The following is an 11,453-nucleotide window of genomic DNA, read 5'->3' as shown; positions in this document are numbered from 1 at the left end:
GAACAGGAAAGTTAAGCTCTACAGCGCTGATGGTACTGCATGGGAGACTGTGTGGGAGAGTAAGACGTTGCCAGGTAATTAATTAAGAAAGACCATAATGTAAATGAATTACGTTATGGTCTTTTTACTGTAGAAAAAGTATAGGAAATTATAAATTTCAATATAGACCTTAATTTTTTAAGAAGTTCATATAAATAGTTTGAAAATCAAATAATATTATAGTTAAGTATAGATATTATTATCATAATTAGTTATAATAAAAATTGTGTAAAAAATAGAGGGAGAATATATATGGAAGAAAAAAGAATACCAGAAGATGACATGTTATTTATAGATGTAACAGAGAAAGTTCCTTTAAAAAAAGCAATACCATTAAGTATTCAACATTTATTTGCAATGTTTGGATCATCTGTTTTAGTTCCACTACTATTTAAGATAGATCCAACTACAGTATTATTTTTTAATGGAATAGGAACATTATTGTATGCGTTTGTAACAAAAAAGAAAATACCAGCTTATTTAGGGTCTAGTTTTGCATTTCTATCACCAGTATTTTTATTAATGAGTAAAGGCTATGATTTTCAAACAATCCAAAGTGGATTTGTAGTAACAGGATTAATTTTTGTAATAATAGCAATAATTATAGGTTTTGTTGGGATTAATTGGATAAACAGATTGTTTCCACCAGCAGCTATGGGTGCAATTGTTACAATAATTGGATTAGAATTAGCATCATCAGCAGCAGATATGGCTGGATTCCCAGTTGGAGGAAGTAATACTACAGAGTTTAATACAACTTGGGTAATAGTCTCAATGGTGACATTAGTAACTGTTGTTTTAAGTAATGTATTATTAAAAGGATTTTTGAAGGTTATACCAATATTAATTGGAGTAGTAGTAGGATACATAACAGCATGCTTTATGGGAATTGTTGATTTCACACCTGTAATGGATGCAAAATTCTTTATATTACCTAACATAAAAGTAGCACATTTTGATGTGCAAGCTATAATTACTATAGTTCCAGCAGCATTTGTAGTAATAGCTGAACATATTGGACATTTAAAAGTTACTAGTAGTATTGTAGGAAAAGATTTAACTAAAGACCCTGGACTTCATAGATCATTACTAGGTGATGGACTATCAACAATGTTATCAGGATTTTTTGGGTCAGTTCCAACAACTACTTATGGAGAAAATATAGGAGTGCTTGCTTTAACAAAGGTTTATAGTGTTTATGTAGTTTGTGGAGCTGGAGTAGTCTCAGTTATACTGGGGTTTTCAGGTAAGATGTCAGCATTAATTAATACTATACCAATGCCTGTAGTTGGAGGAATAAGTTTATTATTATTTGGAACAATAGCAACATCAGGACTTAGAACATTTATAGAAGAAAAGGTTGATTTTGCAAAATCAAGAAATTTAATTCTTACATCAATAATATTTATTGTTGGGTTAAGTGGAATTACTTTATCAATAGGATCAATTCAATTAAAAGGAATGGGATTGGCAACAATTGTTGGTATGATATTAAGTATATTATTTATTATATTTGATAAATTAGGAATAATGAATGAACAACCATAGTAAAAATCCTGTAGAATTATTTTTAGTAATTCTACAGGATTTTTAAGTTATAAAAGTAGGGGGAAAGAAGAATGAATAAAGATATAGCTAACAAGATGCTATATAGGAATTTTATTTTAAATGTTGACATGATTGAATGTATACGTAGGGGAAATGTTGATATATTATTTGCTTCTCTAGAAGGTGTTCTTATACAAGACAAATATTCAGGAATATATATGATATCAGCAAAAAAATTAAAAATTGCTATTAAGATGATTGAACTTATTCCTTATGAGACAAAAATGGTTATAGCACATCAAGATTTCTATTTGCAAATAATAAAAGATAGAATTAATGCAAATTCAAATATATCTTGTTATTATTCAGTTTGGACAAATAAATCATTAATAGAAGTTCCAAAAGGTGTAATAAAAATTCAAAGACTAACAAAGAAAAATTTAGATATAGTAGTTAATAATTATTCTAGTATAGATTTAGTGGAAAAGGAATACATAGAAGAAAGAATTGAAAGTGGCAATATGTTAGGGGCATTTATTAATGACAATTTATGTGGATTTATTGGAACACATGAAGAAGGTTCTATTGGAATTTTAGAAGTTTTAAAAGAATATAGAAGAAAAGGTATAGGAGCGATTCTTCAAGCTGAAGCAACTAATAGAGCATTAAAAGAAGGAAGGATTCCATATGGAGAAATTATAGATGGAAATGAAAAATCCTTAAGATTACAAAAAAAATTAGGTTTTGAAATATGTAAGGATAAGATATATTGGTTAATGAAATAAATATAACAACATTTATTAATTGTTGTTATATTTATTTTTATAATTATAGAAAATTTTAAATCCAATCAGTAAAAAGGATGATAAAGAAAATAAAACCAAAGTTTTAAAATTATAAAATATCAAGAAAAAGTCATTATAAGCATAGTTAATAATTTTGTATCCAACTAATTCATATGTATTTTTTATTGCTATTGTAGAAATTTTATCAGCAGTGTCTTTAGGAGTATGAATATTAGTTGAATCACAGGTTGATATAGTTAATGAATCAAAACCATTTTTAATGAATTCAGCATGATCACTTGAATTATGATATGATTCTGTAAAATCTATTTTTTTATCTTTGCATATATCTTCTAAAGAATTTAACAAATTTGAAGAATTTTTATTACAATTTTCACCTGACATTAAAGTGATTGGAATTTTATCTATACCTATCATATCAAAGTTAATTACTTCAGCTCCAGCTAAGGAATCTTTATACTCAGATGCAAAATATTTTGAACCAAGTAAGCCTAATTCTTCTCCATTAAGAGCAACAAAAATTATATCTCTTTTAGGAGTTTTTAATGTAGAAAAGTTTTTAGCAAGTTCTAATAAAAAAGAAATGCCAGAAGCATTATCTAAAGCACCATAGTATACATTATTTAGAGAATCTGTACCTATATGATCATAATGAGCTGTAAGGATAAGTGGAGGTAATGAATTAGAAGAACCTTCAATTTTCCCTATAATATTATTAATACTTTGCTGATGAACTGTATATGGAAGATTAACTTGCAAAGTATATCCTTGCCTTAATGAATCTAATAAAGAATTAAAGGTAGATGTATTAATTTGAATAACAAATCCATAATTTGAATTATTAGAAAAAGAACTTCTAAAAGAAAAATTGCTATCAAAAGTAACATAGAATAAGTATTCAATATTATCTTTAAAAATGGAAAAAGATTTAGGGTATATATCTATTCTATCTTTATTTGAAAAGCTTATAGATGGATTCTTAAAATTAAGAAAATCTTCTTTAAAATCTACACCAAGTATATAGCTTTGTATAACATCTGATCCATTAAGTAATTTTAAAGAACATTTATTATCATTTGGTGTTGGAATCATTACATTAAAAGATTCCTTATAATCATTTCCTAAAGTTTTTAATTTATAATTCTTAAAAGTTTTTTCAATTTCATTTCCAACTTTCTCATTAGAACCTGAACCAGCAAGTCTACCTTTAAAATCTTTGGATGAAAAATATTCAATATTACTTTTAACATGAGAAGGGTTAAATTCATAATATGACAAATTTAATATTAAACAAGTTGTTAATCCAGATAATGAGATAAGAAGTAAAAATGTAAATAATTTTTTCATATTGTTTCCTCAAATTATTGTTTTACTTAATAATATTAATTTAGAGAAAACAATATGATTAAATTAGGAGGGCCTTTTAAATAACATGTCCATTAAGGCATATATTGTAGTAAATAAAAGAGCTACATAAAGTATATTATTAAGTTCTCCTTTTATAATATAGAGTACTAAGCCAAGAGTCATGGATGCTAAAATAACATAGTTAAGAAATTTATTGAGGCCAGACTTACTTGTGCAAATTACAGCTGTAGAAGAAAAAACAGTTAATATAAGAGTGAATAAAGAAAGAACATCTTTAATAACTTTAGTGAAAGTAATAATTTTAAAATAATCTAATACTAAAAGAATAATTAAAATAACTAAGGCTAAAGAAACAGTTTTCAAAATCATTTTATTCATATTCATCACCTACTGTAAAATATTTACAAGTTAAATTATAGCAGAAGGTTACATAATATTAAAGAGAATAAATATGAAAAAAATGGTAAGTTATTTATTTAAATTAGAAAAAAGTTTATAATAGATTTATTGTGCTTAATAAATAGGAGGGACTTATGATAAATATAGAAGAAAGATTGGCTAAAGAATTAGAATTAAAACTTAGTCAAGTTAATAATGTTATTGAAATGTTAGATGAAGGCAACACTGTGCCATTTATTGCACGTTATAGAAAAGAAAGAACTGGTGGACTTTCTGATGAAGTTTTAAGAAAGTTAGCAGAGAGATTAACATATTTAAGGAACTTAAATGAAAGAAAGTCAGATGTATCAAGGCTTATTGAAGAACAAGGAAAACTTACAGAAGAAATAACACAAGCTTTAGAGAAAGCAGAGACATTAACAGAAGTTGAAGATATATATAGACCATATAAGCCTAAGAAAAGAACAAGAGCAACTATAGCAAAAGAAAAAGGATTGGAACCATTAGCTGGAGTAATTTTAGAAGGAACTTTTAAAGGAAATTTGGATGAGGAAGCTACTAAATATATAGATTCAGAAAAGGGTGTAGAAAAAGTTGAAGACGCCATTTCTGGAGCATTAGATATAGTTGCAGAAGCAATTTCAGAAGAAGCTAAGTATAGAAAATTCATAAGAGAACTTGTAATGAGAGAAGGATATATTGAATCAAAAGGAGAATCAGAAACTCCAACTCCTTATGAAATGTATTATGATTATAGTGAAGAAGTTAAGAAAATACCACCTCATAGAATATTAGCTATAAATAGAGGAGAAAAAGAAAAGATTCTTTCAGCTAAGATTACTATAAGTGAAGATAAAATTATTAGTTATTTAGAAAGAGAATTACTTAAGAAAAATGAAATTACGGATGAAAAGTTAGCTATTGCAATTAGAGATGCATATAAGAGATTAATTTTTCCATCTATAGAAAGAGAAATAAGAAGTGAACTTACTAATAAAGGTGAAGAAGGAGCTATAATGGTATTTAAGGAAAACTTAAAAGCATTACTTATGCAAGCACCTATAAAAGGTAAAGTTGTTATGGGATATGATCCAGGATTTAGAACTGGTTGTAAGATTGCTATCTTAGATAGTACAGGAAAGTTTTTAGAAAATGTTGCAGTATATCCAACAGTTCCTAAAAGAGATATAGAAGGTACTAAAAAGATATTAAAAGCTCTAATTAAAAAATATGATGTAGATGTAATATCATTAGGAAATGGAACTGCTTCTAGAGAATCTGAAGAAGTCATATCAGAAATGTTAACTGAAATAAAAGAAGAAACTGGAAAAGAATTGGCATATGTAATTGTATCAGAAGCAGGAGCATCTGTTTATTCAGCGTCTGAACTTGCTACAAAAGAATATCCAGATTTAGATGTTACAGTTAGAGGAGCTATTTCAATAGGAAGAAGATTGCAAGATCCTATGGCGGAACTTGTGAAGATAGATCCTAAAGCTATAGGGGTAGGACAATACCAACATGATGTAACACAAAAGAGATTAGAAGAATCTCTAAAAGGTGTAGTTGAAGATTCAGTTAATAAGGTAGGTGTAGATTTAAATACTGCAACGCCATCACTATTAACTTATATTTCAGGAATAAATGCTGCTATTGCAAAAAATATTGTTGATTATAGAGATGAACAAGGTGGATTTAAAAGTAGAAAAGAACTTTTAAAAGTTAAAAGATTAGGACAAAAGGCTTATGAACAATGCGCTGGTTTTTTAAGAGTGGCAGAAAGTAAGGATCCATTAGATAATACTTCAGTTCACCCAGAATCTTATTCAGAAGCTAAAAAGCTTATAGAAATTTTAGGATATACTATAGATGATTTAAAAAATAAAAAATTAGAGGATATAGAAGAAAGGGTTAAAAATGTAGGAATAAATAATATTGAAAAAGAACTTGAAATTGGAGAGTTAACTTTAAAAGATATTATAAAAGAAATACAAAAACCAGGAAGAGATCCTAGAGATGAGATGCCTAAGCCAATATTAAAAACTGGTGTTATTGACCTTAAGGACTTATCATCTGGAATGATTCTTATGGGAACTGTGAGAAATGTATCTGATTTTGGAGCTTTTGTAGATATAGGAGTTCATCAAGATGGATTAGTTCATAAAAGTCAAATGGCAGATAGATTTGTTAAGCATCCTTTAGATATCGTTAAAGTTGGAGATGTAATCAAAGTAAAAATATTAGAGGTAGATAATAAGAGAAAAAGAATTGGATTAACAATGAAGGATGTAGAATAATCTATAGCTTTTATTGAAACATATTTAACATAGGTGTATAATATATATATAATATAAAAATCTTCAGGGCGAGGTGTAAGTCCTCACCGGCGGTATAGCCCGCGAGCTAAGTGGTTAGCAGATTCGGTTAAATTCCGAAGCCGACAGTATAGTCTGGATGAAAGAAGATAGCATATGAAAATTAGAAATTTTAATTCTAATATATTTGTTATCAAAGCCCTAACATTTTGTTAGGGCTTTAATTTTATTTTAAACATCCACCCTAGGAGAAAAATTTTGGAGGGTTAAAATGAATAATACAAGTACAAATTTAAGTAAAACTATTAAGATTTCTTTATTAGCAGCAATATCTGTTATTCTAATGTTTTTTGAGTTTCCAATATTACCATTATTTCCGTGGTTAAAGATAGACATGAGTGAATTACCAGTGCTTATGGGAGCTTTTGCATTTGGGCCTATTGTAGGAATAATTGTGGAAGGATTAAAAATAGTATTGTTCTTCATAGTAAGAGGAACTCAAAGTTTTGGAGTAGGAGAAGTAGCTAATTTTATTATAGGAATTTCATTTGTTGTACCAGCATCAATTATTTATAATAGAAATAGGAATAAAAAGACTGCTATTATTGGGATGATGGTAGGTACATTATTTATGGAAGTGTTTGCAATAGTGGCAAATATATATTTCTTACTTCCTGCTTATGGGATGGCAATGGATTCAGCACAATTAATGAATTATGTTGTTGCAGGGTTATTACCTTTTAATGGAATAAAGGCTGTTTTAGTATCAATTGTGACATTTGTAGTATATAAGAGGGTATCTGAAACAATATTTAAAGCAGAAATGAAAACTAGAGAAACTAAAGAAATTAGTAGATAAAATTACATGAATTAAATTTAATATATGAATAAAAAATTAAGACTATTTTTAATAAATACAAAATTTATTAAAAATAGTCTTAATTTTTTTGGAGTTTATACGATAATAAAGCTATGATAAAAAAATATTACCGTATAATGCTAATATAAACAAATAATATACATGTTTTTATGAAATATAAGGATAAAAATACATTAGTTAGTATTATAAGAGAAGGGAAGCAAGTCGATGAATAGAAAAAAAATATTGAAAGTTGTAGTTGCAGCGTCTGCAATTGCAGGAGGAATAGGTTTATCTAGTAGTAATGTACATGCAACTGAAAATAATACTAATAAAAATAATGCAACAATAAATAATGTTACAAAAGGGAAAATCACTAATGTAAGCACTAATTTAAGAGTACGTTCAGATGCAGGAACTAATTATGAGATAATTGGTTACTTATATAATGGACAAGAAATTGAAGTAAATGCTGAAAAAGGTGATTGGTATAGAATATCTTTCAATGGGAGAGAAGGATATGTATCGAAAGATTATGTAGAATTAAATCAATCTACTACAAGTACTGTGACGGCAACAGATAAAAAAGGACAAGTTATAAATGTAACAAGTTATTTAAATATAAGACATTCTGCAAGTACTAGTTCAGCAGTTATTGGAACTTTAAAAAATGGTGATACATTTGAAATTATATCAAATAGTAATGGGTGGTATAATATTAAGTCACAAAATGCAGTGGGGTTTATAAAAAGTGATTATGTAAAAGAAATAGGAATTTCTACAACACCAGCAGCACAAACAACAAAGACTACTCAAAATGGAAAAGTAGTTAACATTTCTACTAATTTAAGAATTAGAACAAGCCCATCTACTACATCTTCAATTTTAGGATATTTATTAAATGGACAAGAAGTAAGCATAACAGCTGAAGAAGGAAATTGGTATGCAATTTCTTATAATAATACTAAAGGATATGTATCAAAAGAATATGTTCAAAAAGCAAGTGGGACATCTGCAAGTAATAATGCACCAGTAAATACTAGTTCACAAGAAGTTACTAAAAATCAAAAAGGTCAAGTAATAAATGTAACAAGCAGCTTAAATATAAGACAATCAACAAGTACAAGTTCTACAGTATTAGGAATATTAAGAAATGGAGAAACATTCGATATACTAGGAAAGAATGGAAGTTGGTATAACATTAAGACTGGAACTGTAACAGGATATGTTTCAGGAGACTATGTAAAAGAAGTATCAGGGTCAAGTAGCAATAATAGTGGTGGAAATGCTTCACAAGAAGTTGCTAAAAATCAAAAAGGTCAAGTAATAAATGTAACAAGCAGCTTAAATATAAGACAATCAACAAGTACAAGTTCTACAGTATTAGGAATATTAAGAAATGGAGAAACATTCGATATACTAGGAAAGAATGGAAGTTGGTATAACATTAAGACTGGAACTGCAACAGGATATGTTTCAGGGGACTATGTAAAAGAAGTATCAGGGTCAAGTAGTAATAATAGTGGTGGAAATGCTTCACAAGAAGTTGCTAAAAATCAAAAAGGACAGGTTATAAATGTTACCAGTAATTTAAGAGTAAGATCTCAAGCAAATACAAGTTCAACAGTTTTGGGATACTTGTTAAATGGACAAACTATTGATGTAACAGGAAAAATTGGTGAATGGATTAAGCTAAACTATAATGGACAAATAGGCTATGTAAGTGATCAATATATTAAATTTGTTGATGGAAATAGTAGTAATAATTCAGGAAATACAAACAGCACAGCGACGTTTAATTCTGTTTTAAGTGCTATGAAATCTCAACTTGGAAGTCCTTATGTTTGGGGAGGGGCAGGAGAAAATTTAACTACAACTCTGTTAAATACATTTAAGAGAAGTTTTCCTGATCAAGCAGCAGCTGGACATTATAATAGAGCTGCAAGCTATGCAAATCAAGGATACAGAGCATTTGATTGTTCAGGACTTATGCAATGGGGATTCAAGCAAGCTGGTATTTATATAGGAAGAACAACCTGGGATCAAATTACAAATGGAACTGAAGTATCAATTTCAGCATTAAAACCAGGAGATTTATTATTCTATTCAAGTTTGCAACATGTAGGCATGTATATAGGAAATGGACAGTGGATAGAAGCACCAAATAGTAGTTCAAATGTAAGAATAACAGATGTACCATGGAGCAAAGTTAGCAGGGCTAGAAGAATTTTAAATTAAATATAGTGATTTTAAGGTCTTATGGTAATAAAGTTTACTGTAAGATCTTTTTTATATAAAAATGAGTATATGTAAAAATAAAATTTTATGTTTATAGAAGCTATGAAAAGTTAGTAACATAGAATAAATTACTCTATTTTAAGAAAAAAATAACATAATTTACAAGTGAGTTAAGTAATATAATAATAAAGTAATAAGGTTACAGTTCATAGGAGGAGTTATGTATAGGGCATGCGTTATCGTAATAAGTGACAAGGGATATACAGGAGAAGAGGAAGATATAAAGGGAAAATCTATTGTTGAATATTTAGGGAAAAATAAATTTGATATATCTTCATATACAATTGTTCCAGAAGTTAAAGATATATTTAAACGTATTTTATCAAAATGTTGTGATGAATATAGGGTCGAATTAGTTGTTGTTGTTGATTCAAATAATTTAACAAAAGAAGTATATGGCGAGATAGACCAAGGAATATCAAATCTTAGAGCTGAACTAAATTTGAAAGACTATACAAACTTAGACTTGAAAGTAAAAGGAGAAACTTTAATTTTGAATTTAGAAAGTATAGAAGATATTCCAATAGATATTGTAGAGAAATTGATAGGACAAACAGTAATATAAGATTGTAGAAATTATTTTTCTACAATCTTTAATATTTTTGTTATAATGAAATTAATTAAAAGGGGGTAAATGTAATGATACGAAATGTTAAAGTAGAGGACTCAAAGGAAATTGTTGATATTTATAATTATTACATATTGAACACTTGTATAACTTTTGATATGAATGAACTAAGTTTGAAAGAGATGGAGGAAAAAATAAAAGCAAAGAGAAATAAAGAACCATGGATTGTTTACGAAGAAGAGAATAAAATTTTAGGATATGCATATGTAGGTGAATGGAGATCAAAAGCAGCTTTTAATTTTACTAAGGAAGTAACAATATATTTAAATCCTAAGAAAAAAGGAAGCGGAATTGGAACTAAACTTATGGAAGAATTAATAAAAATGTGTAAAGAGAGTGGAATTCGTACACTTATTTCAGTAATAACTGTACCAAATGATATAAGTTCATCTTTGCATGAAAAATTTGGATTTAATAAGGTAGCTTATTATGAAAAAGTTGGATTTAAACAAGAAAAATGGTTAGATGTGGAATCTTGGCAATTACATATATAATAGAAATAGCTGTCTCAAAATTGAGACAGCTATTTCTATTATAGTCTATTAACATTTGTGGCCATAGGACCTTTAGCTCCACTTTCAACATCAAAGGAAACATTTTCTCCTTCATGTAAATCCTTGTTGGGACCTTGGGCTTTTATCTGTGAATGATGTACGAAAACATCATCTCCATCATCTCCTGAGATAAAACCATAACCTTTTTCTGTATTAAACCATTTTACTGTACCTGTTCTACTTGTCATTTTAAATCTCTCCTTGTCTTAAGTATATATATAGTATCTGCAGAATAATAAATTTTAGTCTTATCATTTATAGAAAAAAGAAAATAATAAAAAAATTTATAAATTTAATTGAAATTAATTATCATTTGAGTTATAATATCATTAAGATAAAGAAAAATAAAGCATATATTCCAAGGGAAGTGATTTAATGCTAAATAAAGTATTAGAGATTATTAACAAAGAAAGCAATTTTTCTAGTAGATTTATTGCGAGACAACTTAATCTTCAAGAAACCATGGTTGATGATTTAAAAAATAAACTTATATCCATGGGATACATTGCAAAAATATCATGTGATATGTCTGCATGTGAAAAATGTTCTTGTGGATGTAGCAGTAAAAAACTTAATGATAAGGTAGATTACGAAATAACTAAAAAAGGTTATAATTTATTAAATAAAATAAGGAGGTAG

The 11,453-nt window shown here is 27.9% G+C and carries 11 protein-coding genes and 1 riboswitch; of the genes, 8 read left to right on the top strand and 3 right to left on the bottom strand.

The annotated features are described in order from the left end of the window. The first annotated feature begins 291 nt into the window (after window positions 1-291). Together uraA and NNC19_RS13145 are read left to right on the top strand one after the other, a co-directional pair. Window positions 292-1,587 (top strand): uracil permease, encoded by a 1,296-nt coding sequence (gene uraA, locus NNC19_RS13150; RefSeq protein WP_310939123.1) that lies wholly within the window; start codon window positions 292-294, stop codon window positions 1,585-1,587. A 71-nt stretch (window positions 1,588-1,658) separates the two neighbouring features. Next, complete coding sequence (locus NNC19_RS13145; protein WP_310939122.1) at window positions 1,659-2,372, top strand: GNAT family N-acetyltransferase; 714 nt, start codon at window positions 1,659-1,661, stop codon at window positions 2,370-2,372. A 15-nt stretch (window positions 2,373-2,387) separates the two neighbouring features. Here the strand turns inward: NNC19_RS13145 and NNC19_RS13140 are convergent, their stop codons facing one another. After that, window positions 2,388-3,740: a M28 family metallopeptidase gene (locus NNC19_RS13140; RefSeq protein WP_310939121.1), complete on the bottom strand. Its 1,353-nt coding sequence runs from the start codon at window positions 3,738-3,740 to the stop codon at window positions 2,388-2,390. A gap of 63 nt (window positions 3,741-3,803) precedes the next feature. Further along, window positions 3,804-4,139 (bottom strand): hypothetical protein, encoded by a 336-nt coding sequence (locus NNC19_RS13135; RefSeq protein ID WP_310939120.1) that lies wholly within the window; start codon window positions 4,137-4,139, stop codon window positions 3,804-3,806. Between the two features lie 155 nt (window positions 4,140-4,294). Here NNC19_RS13135 and NNC19_RS13130 point away from each other — a divergent pair, with 155 nt between their 5' ends. The 5 genes from NNC19_RS13130 (at window position 4,295) to NNC19_RS13110 (ending at window position 10,754) form a co-directional block, all read left to right on the top strand. Beyond that, a complete protein-coding gene (locus tag NNC19_RS13130; RefSeq protein ID WP_310939119.1) occupies window positions 4,295-6,457 on the top strand; it encodes a Tex family protein in 2,163 nt (720 codons plus the stop codon). Window positions 6,458-6,512: 55 nt separating this feature from the next. Further along, window positions 6,513-6,630, top strand: a riboswitch (FMN riboswitch). A gap of 116 nt (window positions 6,631-6,746) precedes the next feature. Beyond that, window positions 6,747-7,334 carry an ECF transporter S component gene (locus NNC19_RS13125; RefSeq protein ID WP_310939118.1) on the top strand — a complete coding sequence of 196 codons (588 nt, stop codon included), beginning with the start codon at window positions 6,747-6,749 and terminating at the stop codon, window positions 7,332-7,334. Between the two features lie 228 nt (window positions 7,335-7,562). Then, the gene (locus tag NNC19_RS13120; RefSeq protein WP_310939117.1) at window positions 7,563-9,572 is read left to right on the top strand and encodes an SH3 domain-containing protein; all 2,010 of its coding nucleotides are present in this window, start codon (window positions 7,563-7,565) and stop codon (window positions 9,570-9,572) included. A gap of 220 nt (window positions 9,573-9,792) precedes the next feature. Next, window positions 9,793-10,197 (top strand): hypothetical protein, encoded by a 405-nt coding sequence (locus tag NNC19_RS13115; RefSeq protein WP_310939116.1) that lies wholly within the window; start codon window positions 9,793-9,795, stop codon window positions 10,195-10,197. 74 nt (window positions 10,198-10,271) lie between these two features. Continuing rightward, window positions 10,272-10,754 carry a GNAT family N-acetyltransferase gene (locus NNC19_RS13110; RefSeq protein WP_310939115.1) on the top strand — a complete coding sequence of 161 codons (483 nt, stop codon included), beginning with the start codon at window positions 10,272-10,274 and terminating at the stop codon, window positions 10,752-10,754. 38 nt (window positions 10,755-10,792) lie between these two features. On the opposite strand, the gene NNC19_RS13105 is transcribed toward NNC19_RS13110, so the two are convergent. Beyond that, a complete protein-coding gene (locus NNC19_RS13105) occupies window positions 10,793-11,002 on the bottom strand; it encodes a cold shock domain-containing protein (protein ID WP_310939114.1) in 210 nt (69 codons plus the stop codon). Window positions 11,003-11,189: 187 nt separating this feature from the next. Between NNC19_RS13105 and NNC19_RS13100 the strand changes: the two genes are divergently transcribed. Then, a complete protein-coding gene (locus NNC19_RS13100) occupies window positions 11,190-11,453 on the top strand; it encodes a FeoC-like transcriptional regulator (protein WP_310939113.1) in 264 nt (87 codons plus the stop codon).

This window comes from Clostridium sp. SHJSY1 (assembly GCF_031626875.1).
GTDB lineage: Bacteria > Bacillota > Clostridia > Clostridiales > Clostridiaceae > Clostridium.
Note: the sequence above shows the minus strand (reverse complement) of the source record. Positions and strands in the feature narration are given on the sequence as shown.

Excerpts from the sequence above, each read along its gene's own strand:
- NNC19_RS13125 (WP_310939118.1), top strand. The coding sequence starts at position 6,747 with ATGAATAATACAAGTACAAATTTAAGTAAAACTATTAAGATTTCTTTA.
- NNC19_RS13105 (WP_310939114.1), bottom strand. The coding sequence starts at position 11,002 with ATGACAAGTAGAACAGGTACAGTAAAATGGTTTAATACAGAAAAAGGT.
- NNC19_RS13140 (WP_310939121.1), bottom strand. The coding sequence starts at position 3,740 with ATGAAAAAATTATTTACATTTTTACTTCTTATCTCATTATCTGGATTA.
- NNC19_RS13135 (WP_310939120.1), bottom strand. The coding sequence starts at position 4,139 with ATGAATAAAATGATTTTGAAAACTGTTTCTTTAGCCTTAGTTATTTTA.
- NNC19_RS13110 (WP_310939115.1), top strand. The coding sequence starts at position 10,272 with ATGATACGAAATGTTAAAGTAGAGGACTCAAAGGAAATTGTTGATATT.
- uraA (WP_310939123.1), top strand. The coding sequence starts at position 292 with ATGGAAGAAAAAAGAATACCAGAAGATGACATGTTATTTATAGATGTA.
- NNC19_RS13130 (WP_310939119.1), top strand. The coding sequence starts at position 4,295 with ATGATAAATATAGAAGAAAGATTGGCTAAAGAATTAGAATTAAAACTT.
- NNC19_RS13115 (WP_310939116.1), top strand. The coding sequence starts at position 9,793 with ATGTATAGGGCATGCGTTATCGTAATAAGTGACAAGGGATATACAGGA.
- NNC19_RS13100 (WP_310939113.1), top strand. The coding sequence starts at position 11,190 with ATGCTAAATAAAGTATTAGAGATTATTAACAAAGAAAGCAATTTTTCT.
- NNC19_RS13120 (WP_310939117.1), top strand. The coding sequence starts at position 7,563 with ATGAATAGAAAAAAAATATTGAAAGTTGTAGTTGCAGCGTCTGCAATT.
- NNC19_RS13145 (WP_310939122.1), top strand. The coding sequence starts at position 1,659 with ATGAATAAAGATATAGCTAACAAGATGCTATATAGGAATTTTATTTTA.